The 17,474-nt window shown below is 64.8% G+C and carries 16 protein-coding genes; 7 read left to right on the top strand and 9 right to left on the bottom strand.

All coding sequences use genetic code 11. The features are described 5' to 3' along the window. Positions 1 to 184: 184 nt before the first annotated feature. From QMZ05_RS09735 to QMZ05_RS09715, 5 genes are all read right to left on the bottom strand, one after another. Positions 185 to 616, bottom strand: a complete 432-nt coding sequence (locus QMZ05_RS09735; protein ID WP_353700562.1) for a hypothetical protein — start codon at positions 614 to 616, stop codon at positions 185 to 187. After that, entirely contained in the window at positions 617 to 1,420 is an 804-nt protein-coding gene (locus tag QMZ05_RS09730) for a hypothetical protein (protein WP_353700561.1), read from the bottom strand. Beyond that, a complete protein-coding gene (locus QMZ05_RS09725; protein WP_353700560.1) occupies positions 1,401 to 3,602 on the bottom strand; it encodes an AAA family ATPase in 2,202 nt (733 codons plus the stop codon). The genes QMZ05_RS09730 and QMZ05_RS09725 overlap by 20 nt, the downstream gene beginning before the upstream one ends. Before the next feature lie 69 nt (positions 3,603 to 3,671). Beyond that, complete coding sequence (locus QMZ05_RS09720; RefSeq protein WP_353700559.1) at positions 3,672 to 5,315, bottom strand: hypothetical protein; 1,644 nt, start codon at positions 5,313 to 5,315, stop codon at positions 3,672 to 3,674. 524 nt (positions 5,316 to 5,839) lie between these two features. After that, positions 5,840 to 8,281, bottom strand: coding sequence for an EAL domain-containing protein (locus QMZ05_RS09715; RefSeq protein ID WP_353700558.1), 2,442 nt, complete (start codon positions 8,279 to 8,281; stop codon positions 5,840 to 5,842). A gap of 346 nt (positions 8,282 to 8,627) precedes the next feature. Here QMZ05_RS09715 and QMZ05_RS09710 point away from each other — a divergent pair, with 346 nt between their 5' ends. The 3 genes from QMZ05_RS09710 to QMZ05_RS09700 all read left to right on the top strand — a co-directional run bounded on the left by QMZ05_RS09710 (position 8,628) and on the right by QMZ05_RS09700 (position 9,922). Further along, a complete protein-coding gene (locus tag QMZ05_RS09710) occupies positions 8,628 to 8,837 on the top strand; it encodes a DUF2945 domain-containing protein (RefSeq protein WP_353700557.1) in 210 nt (69 codons plus the stop codon). A 12-nt stretch (positions 8,838 to 8,849) separates the two neighbouring features. Beyond that, the gene (locus QMZ05_RS09705) at positions 8,850 to 9,398 is read left to right on the top strand and encodes a DUF488 domain-containing protein (RefSeq protein ID WP_353700556.1); all 549 of its coding nucleotides are present in this window, start codon (positions 8,850 to 8,852) and stop codon (positions 9,396 to 9,398) included. Positions 9,399 to 9,736: 338 nt separating this feature from the next. After that, positions 9,737 to 9,922: a hypothetical protein gene (locus tag QMZ05_RS09700; RefSeq protein ID WP_353700575.1), complete on the top strand. Its 186-nt coding sequence runs from the start codon at positions 9,737 to 9,739 to the stop codon at positions 9,920 to 9,922. 88 nt (positions 9,923 to 10,010) lie between these two features. On the opposite strand, the gene QMZ05_RS09695 is transcribed toward QMZ05_RS09700, so the two are convergent. Beyond that, on the bottom strand, positions 10,011 to 10,307 hold the full coding sequence (locus QMZ05_RS09695) for a hypothetical protein (protein WP_353700555.1): 297 nt from the start codon (positions 10,305 to 10,307) through the stop codon (positions 10,011 to 10,013). A 467-nt stretch (positions 10,308 to 10,774) separates the two neighbouring features. Here QMZ05_RS09695 and QMZ05_RS09690 point away from each other — a divergent pair, with 467 nt between their 5' ends. Then, positions 10,775 to 12,076, top strand: a complete 1,302-nt coding sequence (locus tag QMZ05_RS09690) for a sorbosone dehydrogenase family protein (protein WP_353700554.1) — start codon at positions 10,775 to 10,777, stop codon at positions 12,074 to 12,076. 4 nt (positions 12,077 to 12,080) lie between these two features. On the opposite strand, the gene QMZ05_RS09685 is transcribed toward QMZ05_RS09690, so the two are convergent. The 3 genes from QMZ05_RS09685 to QMZ05_RS09675 all read right to left on the bottom strand — a co-directional run bounded on the left by QMZ05_RS09685 (position 12,081) and on the right by QMZ05_RS09675 (position 14,222). Further along, positions 12,081 to 12,530 (bottom strand): 4-oxalocrotonate tautomerase family protein, encoded by a 450-nt coding sequence (locus tag QMZ05_RS09685; RefSeq protein ID WP_353700553.1) that lies wholly within the window; start codon positions 12,528 to 12,530, stop codon positions 12,081 to 12,083. Positions 12,531 to 12,619: 89 nt separating this feature from the next. Further along, positions 12,620 to 13,474 carry an alpha/beta hydrolase gene (locus QMZ05_RS09680; protein WP_353700552.1) on the bottom strand — a complete coding sequence of 285 codons (855 nt, stop codon included), beginning with the start codon at positions 13,472 to 13,474 and terminating at the stop codon, positions 12,620 to 12,622. Between the two features lie 43 nt (positions 13,475 to 13,517). After that, positions 13,518 to 14,222, bottom strand: a complete 705-nt coding sequence (locus tag QMZ05_RS09675; RefSeq protein WP_353700551.1) for an alpha/beta hydrolase — start codon at positions 14,220 to 14,222, stop codon at positions 13,518 to 13,520. A 166-nt stretch (positions 14,223 to 14,388) separates the two neighbouring features. Between QMZ05_RS09675 and QMZ05_RS09670 the strand changes: the two genes are divergently transcribed. The 3 genes from QMZ05_RS09670 (at position 14,389) to QMZ05_RS09660 (ending at position 17,457) form a co-directional block, all read left to right on the top strand. Continuing rightward, on the top strand, positions 14,389 to 14,991 hold the full coding sequence (locus tag QMZ05_RS09670; RefSeq protein ID WP_353700574.1) for an ABATE domain-containing protein: 603 nt from the start codon (positions 14,389 to 14,391) through the stop codon (positions 14,989 to 14,991). A 290-nt stretch (positions 14,992 to 15,281) separates the two neighbouring features. Next, positions 15,282 to 15,641, top strand: coding sequence for a hypothetical protein (locus QMZ05_RS09665; RefSeq protein WP_050423369.1), 360 nt, complete (start codon positions 15,282 to 15,284; stop codon positions 15,639 to 15,641). 352 nt (positions 15,642 to 15,993) lie between these two features. Further along, on the top strand, positions 15,994 to 17,457 hold the full coding sequence (locus QMZ05_RS09660) for a hypothetical protein (protein ID WP_353700550.1): 1,464 nt from the start codon (positions 15,994 to 15,996) through the stop codon (positions 17,455 to 17,457). Positions 17,458 to 17,474: the final 17 nt, after the last annotated feature.

Genomic DNA, 17,474 nt, shown 5'->3' with positions numbered 1-17,474 from the left:
CCACTCAATGTCGGTGGTTCGATTCCCCTACCCATCCGGTTTGTCCGTGGTTCGATTCCCGTTTGCGTTTGCGGCGTTCACGCCACTAAGCAGCTTCGTGTCGACTGCAGGGATCAAGGTGTGGAATGCGCACCAAGGCTCCCAGATTTTTGCCGAGCATCGCGTTCTGTCTTCGTTGGGATAATCATGCGGCGGTCTGATCAAGCGTGCGGGCGGTTTGCCGCGATCGAAGGTAGCCGCCGAATGCGCCGAGTGCGGGGCTCAGAAGCAAATAGAGCAAGTGCAGCCAAAAGTGACCGATGCCGTTGACGAGGGTAAAAATACCAAAGCTCGTGCAGAGGATCGACGAGAGCGCCCCGTTCAGGATTTCCTCATGCTTAGCGATCCTTGCCGAAACGTAACCGCCAAGGATTGAGCAGAGCCCGCCCAGGATGCTCGACGCTGCAAGAAAGACGTGACTTCTCTCGAAGGCCTCCTGGATGGACCCCGGGCCAGGTGGTGATCCCGTCGGCGGCGAAGCCAGGACGTAGATCATCACAGGCACCATCACGACATTCGAGGTGACGATGTCGACGACGTTGCCGATTGCAACACCCTTGAAGGATACGCGCTTCACCTACCGATAGTCCTTGTTGTCGATCATCTTGCTGTCCTTGCCGTCGTCTCCGGCGGTAGGCATGCATTCGACCTGCACGAGGTCGGGATAGAGCTCCCAGGATCGCACCAGGAATTTCCGGCGGACACCGTAGGAGGTGATGACGCAGCGGTTCAGCACCGGGCTGACGGCGGCGGCGACGTAGCCGGGATAGAACAGCGAACCGTGGTGGAGGATGCTCCAGAGCTCGTTGAACCAGGTCGAGCGCACCCGGAAGGTCACGGTATTCTGCTCGGTGCAGGGCAGCGTCTCGCAACCATAGACCTCGTGGACCTCGAGGCCCTCGGTCTGCGAACCGGAGAGGTTCTGCGAATTGGAGAGATACAGCTGCTCATCGTGCCGCACCGTGGCCAGGTACCAGGGCAGGGTCGCCGCGACCGTCACCGCGCCATAGACGAGGTAGCAGACGGCGATCGTCGCCAGGATCATGGTGCCGCCGCGCGCCTTGCTGAATTCCGGATCGCCATAGGCGTCCTTGGCGTAGACGCAGCGCGCCCAAAGCGCGCGGTAGCCGGCGAAGGTCCAGCGCACGAAGCGGTAGATCCGCCAGGTGACCGGCGCGATCAGTTGCAGGTAGATCCATCCGCAGGAGCGGACGAACTGCGACCAGAACCGGCCGAGCATGGTGAGGTCGCGATGGGCGCGCCCGAGCTCGGACTGGTCGTAGGACTTCTTGGCCTCATAGGCCTTGGTCTTGAAGTCGGACAGCGTCTTGTCGATACCGTCCAGCAACGCGTTGGCGTCGTCATGCGGCTTTTCGGTCATGGGGGATCCAGCTCGACGTGAAATGGCGGCTCGTCGCATCGAAGCCGATATCGAGCGTGCCGGTGAAGGCGGGGTCCGCCATCGTCTTGTCGACGATCATGGCCTCGATGCGTTTGATCCGCCCCGGCAGGCCGCGGGCGCCGATCTCGGGCGAATAGGTCTTGTCGCAGAACTCGCGCAGCTCGGCCTCCGGGAAGCGCACCTCGATCGATTGCGCCGCGTAGAAGGCGTTGATGCGCGAGATTTCGCGGAACACGATCTTCTCGATCGTGTCCATGTTGAGCTTGTGGAACAGGATGATGTTCTCGCGCCCCTCGAAGCGGTTCAGGAATTCGGTCCGGAACGCCTTCTTCAGGTCGCGGATGGTGAGTTCAAAGGCCTCTTCCTGGCTCAGATCGCCGGGACCGGTGCCGACCCGCAGCGCATGATCCGCGCCGATGTTGGTGGTCATCGGCATCACCACGTCGCCGAACTCGACCTTGCGGCCGAGATTGTCGCGGCAACGTCCATCGTCGAGGATGTTGAGGCAGATGTTGAAGATGTCGGGGTGAGCTTTCTCGATCTCGTCCCACAGCATAACCTGATACGGATTGGCCCGCACCGAATTGGTCATCTCGCCGCCGGCCGCGAAGCCGTCATAGCCCGGAGGCGCGCCGATCAGCTTGGTGACGTCGTTCTTCTCCATGAACTCGCCCATGTCGTAGCGGTTCAACGCCTTGTCGGTGTCGAACAGCGCTTCCGCCAGCCCCTTGGCGACCTCGGTCTTGCCGACGCCGCTGGCGCCGCAGAACAGGAACGGCAGCGGCCGGTCGGTGCGCCGTCCCCGCCGCCAGACCTTGACCGCGCGATCGACGTGGTCGAGCACGTCGTCCTGACCGAACACGCGCCGCTTCAGCGAGCCGTGCAGGTTGAGCAGCTTGACGGCGTCGTTCTGCTTGAGCTTGGAGGCATCGATGCCGGAGATCAGCGAGAACTCGTCGATCACCATATCGGCAGTGAACAGCAGCCGATCATTGATCTCCTTGGTGACGGCCTTGTACCTCACCCGATTCTCGTCGACGGCCGCCTGGGTCCGCGCGATCTCGCCGCGCAGCTGGAGAATCTCGGGGGTCGCATAGCCGGACGCCCTGGCGATCAGGTCGAAGTCGGCATCGCCGGCGGAGACCTTGCCGGCAGGCTCGTCGAGGTGCCGCTTCTTCTCGTCGTCCTCGAGGGTGCGCAGTTGCGCCTCCATATGCGCGATCGACTTCTCGCCCTCGCGTTGCGCCGCGTAGTAGCCCTTGATCCTGGCCTGGTATTCGGCGAACTCGGCCTTGTGGCGCGCGATCGCGGCGCGCACGGCGGCGGCCTTTGCCTCGCTGCCGGGCGGGGCTCCGTTGGCGGTGAGACGCGCCAGCTCCGCCTCGAGCTCCGCGAGCAGCGGCGGCGTCGAATGCGCCCGCAGCAGATAGCGCGCCATGCCGCGATCGAGCAGGGTGCGGGTGCGCGCGGGCTGCGCCGCGGTGAGCCCGGTGTCGAGCGAGCGATACTTGCTCGTCATGTCGATGGCGGCCTTGACCGCCGCCGGATCGATCCGGACCTCGTAGCTTTCCTCGAGATCTTTCGCGCCGTGCAGCGCGATCTCCTCGAGCTCGACGCCGGCCGGCTCGGTCAGATCCATCAGCGTGAAATGATCGCGGAAATCGGAATGGCACTTGAGGACCTGGGTAAGGTCGGCCTCGCGCACCTCGAGGAAGACCTGCGTCTTCTTCGCCTTCACCATCGCCGTCAACGCGTTGACGATGTGCATCAGCCCGCTGTTGCGCAGCGCGTCGATCAGATCGAGCGTATCCTCGACAATCAGGACGCTGTCGGGGGTGCGGTTCAGGATGGCGAAGATCGCCTTGAACTGCTTGACGATGGCGTCGTTGTCGCCGAGGCCGAACAGGCCGTCGGTGTCGAGCCAGAACAGCCGCTTGTTGACGATGTCGAACGGCGCGTCGGCGTCGGCCTTGCGGGCTTGCAGAGCCAGCGCCAGCGTGGTGATGCCGACGCCGCTCGGGCCGGAGACGATCACGCTGTTGGCTTCCATCCGCGTCAGGATGGTGCACAGTTCCTCGAACTTCTCCGCGCGGCCAACCAGCTTGAAGTTCTTCCGGTTGGCGAGCATGTCGCTGCCGGTGATCAGAAAGTTGTCGGCCATGGGGATGTCCATCGGTCAGGCTGCACGCGGGAAAGGCCCCGACCGGCAGTGCCGGTCCGGGAAGCAAGCTCAGATCTGCCCGAACGTGATCTCCTTGTCGTCGACCGGCTTCGGCGCCGCGGCAGCGGCCGCCGCGCCGGGTTCCTTGGCGTCCATGCCGATGCTCTCCTGCAATCGCGCACGGACCGTGGCGGTGACGTCGCTGAGCTCGCCGAGCCGGCTCTGGATGTTGGAGAGCCCGTCTTCGCGCAGCTTGTTGGCGGCCTGCAGCGATTCGGCGATGTTCGACATCGACTCGACCTTCTCCATGATCCGCTTGGACGCCTCGTCGACCTGCAGCGCCTGACGGATCACCTCCTTGTTGGCGACGTCGTCGGTCACCGCGTTCATCGCCCGCATCGAATCCCGCACGCTCTCCGAGGCCTCGTTGAGCGCCGAGTTGTTGAGCGCCTGGATGGTGGTGTTCAGGCTGGTGGCGACGCTGGCGATGCCGTCGCTGGAGAGCTCGCGCAGATTGACGTTCTGCTTGCCGAGGGCGTCGTGGAACGTGTTGGCGTCGACCGCGTCCTTTTCGAGATCGGCCACGGTCTTCTTGGTGCCGCGCCCGCTGTCCAGCAGCGCGGTGACGTGGCGCTCGAAATCGTTCTTCTTCCGCTCGCGCTCGAGGCGGGCAAGGGTATCCTCGCCCTCGCGCGCGGTCGACAGCGCCTGCACCTTCTCCTTGTTCGCCGTGGAGGCGAGGTCGATGCCCTTGTCGAGGATCGCGACCACGGTGATCATCTGCGAGTTGATCTTGACCAGCTTATCGGCCTGCCCCTCGATCCCGCCGAGCTCGTCGCGCAGCTCCGAGACCGTGACCTGCGACTTGTCGATGTAGTCGAGCGCGGCCTTGATAATGCCCTCGACGCGCTTGACGTGCTCGGGGCCGGAGATGTCGAGCATCTTGCGGACCTGCTCCTTCTCGGCCTTGAATTTGCCCTGCTTGGCGTCGTGCTCGGCCTTCTCCGTGATGATCGCCTGCGCCTTGTCGCGATAGGTCTTCAGAGTTTCGATCAGCTTGGCGATCAGGAGCTCCTTGGCGGCGATTTCGGCCTGCGCGGATTTCTTGATGCCGCCGAACAGGCCGGTCTGCGTCTTCAGCTTGGCGATATCGCGCTCGAGCATCTCCTTGTCGGAGGTCGCCTGCCGCGCCTGGGATTCGACCTCCGAGGTACGGCGGTCCCAATCGGCCTCGCGCTTGCGATCCTCCTCGATCTCCGCGAAGGTATCCAGCACGACGTTGTCTCCGGCGGTACGCAGCGTGTAGAGCGCATCGAGATTGTCGACCAGCGGCCGGATCATCTCGCGGAAGTCCAGCACGCCCTTGTTCATGTCGGCGAAGGTCTGCTTCATCTTGGCGAAGACAGACGTCGACGACAGCTCGATCAGCTTGCGTTGCATCAGCGTGCGCTGTTGCGCCAGATATTCCTTGTAGGCCTCGAGCTGCTTGACCGGAGCCTTGCACTCTTCGGCAAGGTCCGGCGAGAGCAGGGCGCCGATCTGGCGGCTGCGCTCCTCCGGCGTGACTTCGGGATTGAAGACGATCTTGGCCACGGGATTGGCGGTGATGTCGACAGGCGCGGCCTGCGTTGCCTGCTTCGGCGCCATCCGCGCCTTGATGGCCTCGTTGACGGCGGTCGATTCCGCGAGTTTCGGGGATGCAGAGGTAGACATTGCAGTCGTCTCCAGGTGGGGCGACTCCGAAACGGAGCCGCATGTGCAGCGCGGGCGTTCAGGCCGCGTTGCGGGAAATCGTGCTTGGACAGCTCACATGAAAATTCCGGCCGGCGCGGAAGCTAGATGCGACTCCTCAGTCGCACAACCATAGGGAGGTGCAATTAGAACGTTTAACCAAACGAAGTCGCAACATTGTGTACGCATCGTTTTATGATTGCTGAGAGTTTCAGCCCGGCGGGAAGCTCATTGTTGATGGCTGTTTTGTCGCTTCATGCCCGTTCTGGTTCGATTGAATCGTAGTAGGCCTGTTCTGGATCGATGCGAGGGGGCTTGGCATCGGACGCTAAAGGAGATGCGCCCTCTGGTTGACGCGCGCAAGGCGCACACGGCGATTTGAACTCTCAACCCCTAGTACCCCTCAGATTCCATAAATGCCAAGGGTTTAACTATTTGAATTGTTGTCTGAAATTCCGCTGGCTTGGAGCGATGCTGCACGGTTCCTGACCCCACAGTACCAAACCCTAGAGCCGATTCCTTCTCGGCTGGATCCGGTACGCTTCGCGCTCGATGCCGGCGGCCACCAGCGGCGCCTTGTCGGCGGCGATCGGCGGGGAAAACACGAAGCCCTGCACGAGGTCGCAATCGAGCCCGCCGAGCACGTCGATCTCGGCCGGCAACTCGGCGCCCTCGGCCACGACGGTCATGCCGAGCCCATGCGACAGCGCGATGATGCCGCCGAGCAGTTTGCGCTTCTCCGGCGCGGTGGAAATGCCATCCACGAAGGCGCGGTCCACCTTCAGGCAGTCGAAGGGCAGGCGCGTCAGATAGCCAAGCGAGGAATAGCCCGAGCCGAAATCATCCAGCGCCAGCCGGGCGCCCAGATCGGAGAGCGCCGTCAGCGTGCGGCTGATCCGCTGCTCGGTATGATCCACGAACAGGCTTTCGGTCAGCTCCAGGCAGAGCAGCTCCGCCGGAAAGCCGGTCTCTGCCAGCGCGGCCGCGACCGCCGTCTCGAAATCCACGTTCCAGATCTGCGCCGGCGAGACATTGACCGAGACGGTGCGCGGCGGCAGCCCGGCATCCAGCCAGGCGCGGCCCTGCCGGCAGGCCTCGCGCAGCACCCACAGGCCGAGATCGACGATGAGCCCGGAGCTTTCGGCGATCGGGATGAACTCCGCCGGCGAGATCGGCCCGCGCTCGGGATGGGTCCAGCGCAGCAGCGCCTCGAAGCCGGTGACGCGGCCGGTCCGCAGGTCGAGCTGCGGCTGGTAATGGGCCTCGAGCGTGCCGGCCTCCACGGCGTGGCGCAGATGCCGGCCGAGATCGAGCCGTTGATCGACCGCCTGGGCATAGACCGGCTCGAACAGCTGGGCCCGGCCGCGCCCGGCCTCCTTGGCCATGTAGAGCGCGAGGTCCGCGTTGCGCACGGCCGTCTCCGCCGTCGCGCCATGCTCCGGCAGGCGGGCGATGCCGATGGTCGCTCCGACGACGGCCTCGCCCTCGGTGAGATCGACCGGGACCGACAGCTTGCCGATCAGCCGGTTGGCAAGTCCGGTCAGCGCGGCGTCGGACATGCTGCGTCCCTCCGCCAGCACGGCGAACTCGTCGCCGCCGAGCCGGGCGATGAAGGCGCGCGGCCCCAAATCCTGCCGCAGCGCTGCCGCCACCTGGATCAGCAATTTGTCGCCGGCGGCATGGCCGAGGGAATCATTGACCTCCTTGAAGCGATCGAGATCGATCAGCAGCAGCGCGCCGCCCCGGCCTTCCACGGTGCAGCCCTCGATCATGGCGGCGAGCTGGCGCGTGAACAGCGCGCGATTGGCAAGCCCGGTCAACGGGTCGCTGTAGGCGAGCTGCTCGAGCTGGCGCTCGGCCTCCTTGCGCTCGGTGACGTCCTGCACGGTGCCGATGATGCCGACGACCTTGTCGTGGGCAACCTCCGCCTTGCAGATGACGGCCAGATCGCGGGCGGTGCCGTCCGCGTGCAGGATGCGCAGGTCCGTGGCCTCGGTCGTGCGGGTGCGGAGCACCCGTTTCTGCACGTCGCGGAAGCGGTCGGCATCGCCGCCCAGGAAACGTGGCCTGATGTTCTCATCGGTCGGCGCGAACGTGTCGGGGTCGAAACCGAGCAGCTGATAGAGCTCGGGCGCCCAGGTCGTGCGGCCGGTGTCCAGCCGGTAGCTCCAGGTGCCGATCTTGCCGAGCCGGTGGGCTTCCTCCAGCGCGCGCGTGCGCTGGTCGAGCAACGCCTTGGCCGCCCTGAGCTGGGTGATGTCGCTGGCCGTGCCGCGATAGCCGAGAAAGCTGCCGTCATCGGCGTAGATCGGCTTGCCGCTGGTGCAGATGCTGACGCGCGAGCCGTCCTTGCCGATCAACGTATAGATGAAGTCACGAAAAGGGCGGTGGGCCTCCATGTCGGCCCGGTGCTGGGCCATGCCCTCCGCGTCCTCGGGCGCATAAGCCAGCTCCCAGCGCGCTTTCCCGCCGGAGGCCACTGTCTGGAAGGCCGCATTGCCGGGAAGCGATTTGGGATAGGGCAGCAGCCGATGGTCGGGGGCGCTTTCCCAGCACCAGTCCGAGGCGGTAGAGACAAAATCAGCCAGCCGTTGCTCGCTCTCGGCGAGGCGGCGCAGCGCGGAGGTTTCCTCCGTGACGTCGCGGACAATGCCGGACACGCGCCGGACCTGACCGCGCGCGTCGAATTCCGGCTCGCCATGCACCACGCAGTCGAGCACGCTGCCGTCGGACCTGCGCAGCCGCGTCTGCACCGCATAAGGCCGCCCCTCGGCCCAGCAGGCTGCGTAATGCGCCTCCAGAACCTTCCGGCTTTCGGGCAGATAGCGCTCGCGCACCGTGGCGATGGGAATGAAGCCGTCGGCCGTCTTGAATTCGTAGAACGAGGCGAATTCGGGCGAGATCCAGACATCGGTCGCGGTGGCACTGTGTGATTCCCAGTACCCCATGCGGGCCATCCTGATGGCGCACCGCAGCGACCGTTCCTCATTCCAGCGTCGACGCGCTACCCGCGTGAGGGCCTGCCCTTGCGGCAGTTTACGAGCGGCCATCGGTCCCCAACCAAAACGCCAGCGTACAATTTACGCGGCAAACTCGTTAGCATATCGCGCGACAACCTTGGAGCGATGCAGGTCACAGTCGGGGGAGCTTCCGCAGATTTGGTATAGTATCGGTGAATCCTGCAACCGGCTTTAGGTATGCGAGGAACTTAACCTGGATGAAACTTTTGTTGCCGCGGTAGCTCAATGCCTTGCTCAATGCCTTGGCATGTCGCGCACGAAGGACGTTTGAAAAATGACCAGGAGATTCAAGGTCGGCGATCACGTCAGCTGGAATTCCGAGGCCGGCCACGTCTCGGGCACCATCATCAGGGTTCACACGCGTGATTTCGATTACAAGGGGCACACGCACCGCGCCTCGGAGGCCGATCCGCAATACGAGATCAAGAGCGACAAGACCGATCATGTCGCAGCCCACAAGGGCAGCGCGCTCCATCCGGCGTAGCAGGGGCGCGGCGTGGCGCTTCCATTCTTCACGATAGGTCATTCGAACCGCAGTCTCGAGGATTTCATCGCTGTCCTCACCGCGGCCGGCATCGAGCGTATCGTCGACATCAGAACGGTGCCGCGCTCGCGAACCAATCCACAGTTCAACAAGGACACGCTTCCCGGTTCGCTCAAGGCCGCGGGCATCTCGTATGAGCATCTGGCCGATCTCGGCGGGCTGCGCGGCAAGGCGCGCAGCGTGCCGCCTTCGGTCAATGGCTTCTGGAGCAACGAGAGCTTTCACAACTACGCCGACTATGCGCTGTCGCCGCAGTTTCACGCAGGCCTGCAGCATTTGCGCGATGAGGGCCACGGGCAGCGCTGCGCGATGATGTGCTCGGAGGCGGTCTGGTGGCGCTGCCACCGCCGCATCGTCGCCGACTACCTGATCGCCGCCGGCGAGAGCGTCGTCCACATCATGGGGGAGGGGCGGCTGGAGCCCGCCCGCCTCACCGAAGGCGCCGTCGTGCAGGGCGATGGGACGGTGGTCTATCCGGCGACGGGGCAACTGGATTTGTGAGGTCTGCGAAGCCCGCGGACGTTGCCCTCGTGCCGCGCACCTCACTCTACGCTGCGCTTCCAATAGCCGGTGCCGAGCTTGCCGGTGATCACGGCAATGCTGTCGCGGACCTCATAGGAGACCTCATAGGAGCCGGCGTCGGTGTAATTCCTCATTCCCTTCAGCGCATGCATTGTCCAGCGGCCGTTGGCGAAGGTGACGGTGCCTTCATGGGCTTGCGCCGAGCGTGGCCTTAACCAAAATCTCCGCCGGAAGTCGGCCACAGCGCCGTGAAGTCTCGTCGGGATGTCGCGGCAGGCTGCCGCCTGGGCCCGCGCGGGGCGGGGGCCACATGCAGCTTGAAAGCTTCGACGTCGTCGTGGTGGGCGCGGGCTTTCACCTGGAACGGCGCCTATGGCACGCAGTTCTTCTGCGATCCGAAGGAACGCCTCGTCGTGGTGGTCGGAACCGCAGCGCCCGGCGAGCTGCGCAAATATTATCGCGAGAACGTGCAGGACATCGTCTACGGCGCGATGGTGAAGTGAGGAGCCTTCGCTCTCCGAGTGATCGACACGTGACGAACACAAGAAAGCCCATCGCTCAGGGCGAGCGATGGGCTTCGAATATGACTGGTTACCATGCCCGGTAGTACGGGCCGGTCAGGGTGCCGTTATTGTTCCCTTCAGGGCCGACATCGCCCTGCGTCGAACTCGGCGTTGGATGGTTGCTGCCGTTGAGGCCGTACCAGCCCGGTTCCGCCTGATTGTACATCACGTATGGCTGGGCATACGGCTGAGCGCCGTACCGCGGGCCGCCGTAGTAGCGGTAACCGGGGTTTCCATACGGATAATAGCCCTGCGCGAACGCACCTGCCGTCGTTGCGATCAGCGATGCCGCGGCCAAGGCGAGGATCTTGGTGTTCCGTTGCATTCATACACTCCTTGCTGGTGTCGCGACCAACGACCGCGATGGAGTGAGTGTTCCTGATCCGCCATGCGGGTCGCGCAGGTGAAGCTGCGCGAGCGTGGGATCAGGATTTGGTGAGGGGGCTTGCGCTCTGAGAGGCCGGCGCATCGATCTGCCCGGTAGAATGCATCCGCGGCCGGCCCGCTATGCTTTTCTGGCTATAGCGGCACACAGCCGAGCTGCACTCACGCAGCGTCGAGGACCGGGCGGTTCGTAAAAGGAAGCCCGCCGACCGGGGCGGGCGAGGTCTCAGGGAGGAAAACGCTCTGACAAGGGAGCGTGCAGGCAGTCTCCTCGATTCGAGTGCGGCTGCGAAGATCGTATAACTACTGTCATCAGGGCCGGCATTATGCGAATGCTGCTGCGGGCCGCGGCCGGCCGGCAAGGCAATAACAAGGCGCAATAACCGGCGCGAATAACAGGGGAAGTTCATGAGCACGTCTGGAGTTTTTGCCCGCGTCGTCGCGGCGATCGGGGCCGGTGCCGTGGCGTGGCGGCGGATGCAGGGCGCGCAGCCCGCGCCCGCCTGGGGCAACGCGCCGCAGATTCCGGCGGCGAAATCGCAGGGCGCGATCCCGACGCTGAAGATGCCGACCGCCAGGGGCTGGGACAAGGGCCAGCTTCCGACCGCAGCGCCCGGGCTCAAGGTCAACGCCTTCGCGGCCGGGCTCGATCATCCGCGCTGGATCAACGTGCTGCCGAACGGCGACGTGCTGATCGCCGAGGCGACGCAGATCGCAGGCACGCCGCGCAGCGTGTTCCACTATGCGATGCAGGCGACGATGCGGCGTGCCGCAGCGCTCGGCGTCAGCGCCAACCGCATCACGCTGCTGCGCGACCGCGATGGCGACGGTGTCGCCGAGAGCCGCGGCGCCTTCATGGAGGGATTGCGCCAGCCGTTCGGCATGGCGCTGATCGGCGACACCTTCTATGTCGGCAACACCGACGGCGTGGTCGCGTTTCCCTACACCGCAGGCGCCGATCGCATCACGGCGGAGGGACGCAAGCTCGTCACCTTCAAGCCCGACGGGCACTGGACGCGTAGCCTGCTGCCGAGCGCCGACGGCAAGAAGCTCTATGCCGGCGTCGGCTCGCTCACCAACATTGCCGAGAACGGCATGGCGGTCGAGCAAGGCCGCGCCGCGGTCTATGAGCTCGATCTCGTAGCCGGCACCAGCCGCATCTTCGCCGGTGGCCTGCGCAATCCGGTCGGGCTCGCTTGGGAGCCGAACACGAATGTGCTGTGGACCGTCGTCAATGAGCGCGACGGCATCGGCGACGAGACGCCGCCGGACTATCTGACCTCGGTGCGCGACGGCGGCTTCTATGGCTGGCCCTATTGCTACTGGGGCCAGACGGTGGACGATCGCGTGCCGCAGGATGCGGCGATGGTCGCCAAGGCGATCCAGCCGGACTACGCGCTCGGCGGCCACACCGCCTCGCTCGGCCTGTGCTGGATGCCCAAGGGCACGCTGCCCGGTTTCCCCGACGGCATGGTGATCGGCCAGCACGGCTCGTGGAATCGCTCGACGCTGTCGGGCTACAAGGTGGTGTTCGTGCCGTTCGAGAATGGCCGCCCTTCGGGGCCGGCACGCGACATCCTGTCGGGCTTCCTCGCGCCCGACGAGAAGGTCTCCTACGGCCGACCGGTGGGCGTCGCGCTCGGTCCTGATCGCTCGCTACTGGTCGCTGACGATGTCGGCAACGTGATCTGGCGCGTCACGGGCGCGTAGCGCTTCAACGCGGCTTGCCGATCGACTGCATGAAGTTGCGGTCGGCCTCCGGCTGCGTGTCGGTCCAGGCCGGCTCGTCGCCGGGTTCGGGCAGCACATGCCCGAACTCGATCATCTGCCGCGGCTGCAATTCGTTGAGATAAACCCAGACCGCGCGCGTGCCGTCGACGTCGGCCGCTGCTCCGATCGCGTCGGCCATCAGCCGGATCATCCGCGTCTTGTCGACCGCGGCGCGGCCGGAGCGGATGTGGCCGTAGACGAAGATGTGGTCATGCGCGACCGGAACGCCGCCCATGAACCAGTTGCCGGGGGCGACCTCGTTGAAGATCACCTGCGCGAAATAGCTCGGTGCGCCCGTCACCTCGGCATGGATCCGGGTGATCTCGTCCGCGATCCGGCTCTTCTGCGCCGCCGTCAGGCGGCCCTGCGCGCTGCTGCAGAAATAGGTTGGCATCGGCGTGACCCCGGCTGGATGTCGATGCGGTCGAGCTTCCGCACAGCGATCGGCGTCGTCAAGCAGGGATCACGCGTCGTCGGCACGCGTCAGCGGCTCAGGAAGTCGCGGATGCTGTGGGCAATCTCGGCGGCATGGGTCTCCAGCGCGAAGTGGCCGGTGTCGAAGAATTTGACGACGGCCTTCGGAATGTCGCGCTTGAACGCCTCGGCGCCCGGCGGCAGGAAGAACGGATCGTTCTTGCCCCACACTGCGAGGAACGGCGGCTGGTGGGTGCGGAAGTAATTCTGAAAAGCCGGGTAGAGCGCGACGTTGCTCTTGTAGTCGCCGAACAGGTCGAGCTGCACGTCATGCGCGCCCGGCCGCGCCATGTAGTAATTGTCGAGGTTCTGCCCATCAGGCGACACCGCCGCCGGATCCAATGTGCCGTGGGTGTACTGCCAGCGCGTGGTCTCCGGTGTCAGGAACGCGCGCAACGCGTCGCGGTTCGCCTGCGAAGGATCCTGCCAATAGGCCTTGATCGGCGTCCAGCCCTCGCTGAGGCCTTGCTCATAGGCATTGCCGTTCTGCGAGATGACCGCCGTGATCCGCTCCGGATGCTTGAGCGCCAGGCGGAAGCCGGTCGGCGCGCCATAGTCGAACACATAGACCGCGTAGCGATCAAAACCGATCACCTCGGTGAAGCGGTCGATCACGCCGGCGATGTTGTCGAACGTGTAGTCGAACTTGTCGCGCGGCGGCATGTCCGACTGGCCGAAGCCGGGCAGGTCCGGCGCCACGATGTGGAATTTGTCCGCGAGCAGCGGGATCAGATCGCGGAACATGTGTCCCGCGCTCGGGAAGCCGTGCAGCAAAAGCAGTTTCGGCGCGCCGGGCGAGCCGGCCTCGCGATAGAACACCTTGAAGCCATCGACATCGGCGGTGCGGTATTTGACGTGGGACATCTGTCACTCCTTGTGGTCGTGATCGTGGTGAAGTTTCGCGACGTCAGGATTTGGTCTGTCTGGCAACTTCGCTGACCGCTTCCCGGATCACGTCGGTGACGAGCCTCGGTGCTGTGACGATCGGCGTATGATCGACGGCGTGTGACCGCACGGTCGATTTCATGCGGGCCGCCATGCTGCGCTGTGTGCCGGGCGCAATCATCCGGTCGTCCTCGGCAACCAGGAACCAGCTCGGAACGTCCTTCCAGAGCGGACGGCCGACCGGAACGGTGACGCAGGCGGGCGAGATCGGCCGCTGCACGGCGGCGAGCACCGCGAGGTCCTCGGACCGCGCGCCCTGCGCGAAGGCCGACGCGAAGGCAGCCTCGGGCAGCCAGATCATTCCGTTGGCGTCGGGCGCGAGCTTGGGCGCGAACGGATGCGGCGGCGCACGATAGAACACGTCGGCAACCGTCTCGCCTTCGTCCGGCGCCAGCGCAGCGACATAGATCAGCGCCTGGACGCGCGGCGAGCGGGTCTCGGCGATCACGGCACCGGCATAGGCGTGGCCCGCCAGCACGACCGGTCCCTCGACCCTGTCCAGCGTGCGATTCAGCGCGGCGACGTCGTCGGCAAGTGAGGTCAGCGGCAGCGGTGCCGCAATGGCCGTAATGCCCTCGGCGTCGAGCGCCGTGATCACCCGCGCCCAGCTCGACCCGTCGGCCCATGCGCCATGGACAAGCACCACGCTGACATCCTTGTTCGACATCGTTCGCTCCCGTTGTTCCCGTAGTAACCTGCAAAATGCCATTTGACAGGTTATGGCGCTTATGATTCGGTGCGCGTAACTTGTCAACAGGCTTTAATCAGGTTATTTGCGGCGACGCCGAAAATCCGTCCAGGAGGACATCACCGTGCAATCCCACCCGCCCGCGATGTTCATCGCCGACAGTTTGGGCCTCGATTTCATCAATTCGATCGCGACCCCGGTCGACACGCCGGTCGACTGGATCTCGGATGGCGACGGCCTGTTGCGCTGGCTCGCGCAGGCGAAGCTGGTGCCTTCGGATGTGCTCGACGAGCTCAAGGCGCGTGCGAAGCCGGGCGAACTCGACGATGCCGCCGGTCAGGCCCGCGATCTGCGCGAATGGTTTCGCGGCTTCGTGCGCAAGCATATGGGCAAGCCGCTGGCGCCGCGGGCGCTCAAGGAATTGGAGCCGTTGAACCGGCTGCTCGAAAGCGATCAGGCGTTCAGCCGGATCGTGCCGCATCGTCATGACGATCATGACGGCTTCGCGCTGGAGCGGACACGGCGCTGGCGCTCGGCCGAAACGTTGCTGCTGCCAATCGGCGAGGCGATGGCGAGGGTGGTCTGCGAGGAGAGCTTTTCAGACATCAAGGCGTGCGAGGGCCCGGCCTGCACGCTGATGTTTGCCGATCACACGCGGGCGCGTGCGCGCCGCTGGTGCAGCATGGCGATCTGCGGCAACCGCGCCAAGCAGGCCGCGCACCGCAGCCGGATAAAGGACAAGGGCTGAGAACCAAATCCAGCAAACGGAGAAGAGTAGGCGACAATCTCGACGACGTCGCCGACCAGCTGATCCGCCGCTATGGCGCCAAAGGGTAACGACCGCTGACAGATTTCGCGGCGGAGGAGGAGGCAACAACCCCTCCAGGCCCGATCGCTCGGAAGCGCATAAAACCGGAATGAAATCCATAGCGGTTCTCAACCATGCCCCTTGAGCCTTCCTCAACTTCCCCGGCCGATGCTTGGCCCGCTGCAGGGATTAGACATGGGATCGACACGGGATCGACAAGGAGCTTGAGCATGCCGGCCAAGGCGCGAACGACCGCACGAACGACCGCGAGCAACGCCACCGCGCAATCGCGCGAGGACATCCTGAACGCGCGGGCCATCAGCACGCTGGGCGCCGGCGTCGTCAACGCGATGAGCGCGGTCGGCGCCGCCGTCATCAAGAAGCACAAGCCGGCGCTCGGCAAGAGTCCGGATTGGTTCTGGCACATGTTCGCGAAATGCGAGGCCAAGGCCGCGCGCGTCGCCGAGCAGGCCGCGCGCGATCCGGAGGCCTGCGGCGATGCCACCTTCATCGAGGTCTATGCCGCGCAATTGCCGAAGCTGATGACGGCGGCGCTCGAGAGCCACGAGAAGGCGCTCAAGGTGAAGTGATGGAGGCTCCCGTCGTCATTGCGAGGAGCTCGCGACAAAATTGCAGAGCAATTTTGCGCTGAAGCGACCAAGCAATCCATCGCTCCGCATGTACGGAATGATGGATTGCTTCGCGGAGCCTGTCATCGGGCGCGCGTTCGCGCGACCCGTTGGCTCGCAATGACGGCTAGATTCCTTCGCAGCCTCTCGGAGGCAGCGGATAGGCACTTGTGACGCAGTAACGCTGACCCGCCCGACGCTGCCGCGACTGCACGCTGCGACCGCGTGTGACGCGTGTCACTGCGGCCACGCGCGCTGCACGCCATTGATAGCGCCATGAACGGGCGATGCCCCGTCAATCATGGAGCTGAAGATGACGTCCACCCTTGCAATCAGCACTTCCGATGACGGCCTTGCTCTGGTGCCGGAGTACGATCAGGCCGCTGCGTCGCTCGTCCCCGCCGACGCAGCCGCCGCGCCGCAGCGCCAGTTCTGGGAGACCGAGCACACCCGGCCTGACTTCCAGCCGTCCAACGATGCGGCGCCCGAACTTGTCGCGGCCACCGATAACTATCTCGGCGAATGCATGCGGCATCCCTATCTGCCGGTGGCTGAGATCCGTGCGCGGCAGTTCGCTCGCATCAAGGAGCTGGTCGAGCTCGCCTATCGCGACATTCCGGTCTACCGCGCCAAGTATGATGCGGCCGGCTTCAAGCCGGAGCATCTGCGCGACTATGACGACATCCAGAAGATTCCGGTCATCACCAAGCCCGAGCTGGTCGCGGCCTTCCCGGACCAGTGCGTCAACAAGAAGTACAAGCCGGAAAACCTGTTTCCGACCCGCTCATCCGGCTCGTCCGGCCAGACCCTGCTGATCCGCGTCGACTATGATGCCGTGATCACCGACACCATCCAGGGCGTCCGCCAGTTCGCGATGCAGAGCGGCGGCAATTACCGCGCCGAGGACCTGCTCGCCCATGTCTATACCGTGCCGTGGTGGTTCGATTCGATCGGCGGCGACTATCCGACCGCGTTCATCTCGAACCTGATCCCGCCGGCGCGCGTCGCCCAGCATCTGCGCTATCTCGGGCCGAAGATCCTGTCGCTCTACCCGTCGAGCCTCGATGCGCTGATGCCGCATGTCGACGAATTCCGTTCCTCGCTCAATCTCGCGGTGACGCATTCGGAATACTCCTCGCGTGCCGCGCGCCAGGAATGGTCGCGCCAGCTCGGCGTGCCCGTGCTCGACGAATATTCCTCCGAGGAGGCGACGCGGATCGCGCTCGAAATGCCCGACGGCCAGTACCACGTCTGCGAGGACACCGTGCATCTCGACGTGCTCGATCCCCTCACGATGGAGCCGCAGGCTCCCGGCCAGTCCGGCATCGCCGTGATCACCAATCTGCTCAACGAGGCGATGCCGTTCATCCGCTACGTGCAGGGCGACTACATCACCCAGCCGGCCAATCCCGCGCCGTCGGATATCAATTGGTCGCAGATCGCGAGCATCGACGGCCGACTCAACGACGCCTTTGTCAACCGCGACGGCCGCAAGGTTCCGGCCGGCAGCATTCTCGATGCGACCTATCGCTGGATGTTCGACTGCAACCTGCATCTGGCGCAGTTCGAGATCGTGCAGCGTGGCGTCGATCTCGTCGAGGCGCGCGTCGTGCTCGGCCAGGATACGCCGCTGTGCCGGTTGCACACCTCCGTCGCGCATCTCGAGGACCTGCTCGCAGCGTGCCTCGAGCATCCGGTCCGGGTGCAGGCCAACGCGCTGCTGGCGTTTCCGCCCAAGGTCGGCAAGCGCCGCCCGATCCGCCGCGAGTTCGACTGATGCAAGCCATCTGGATG

The organism is Bradyrhizobium sp. INPA03-11B (genome assembly GCF_040446015.1).
Classification (GTDB): Bacteria; Pseudomonadota; Alphaproteobacteria; order Rhizobiales; family Xanthobacteraceae; genus Bradyrhizobium; species Bradyrhizobium macuxiense_A.
Note: the sequence above shows the minus strand (reverse complement) of the source record. Positions and strands in the feature narration are given on the sequence as shown.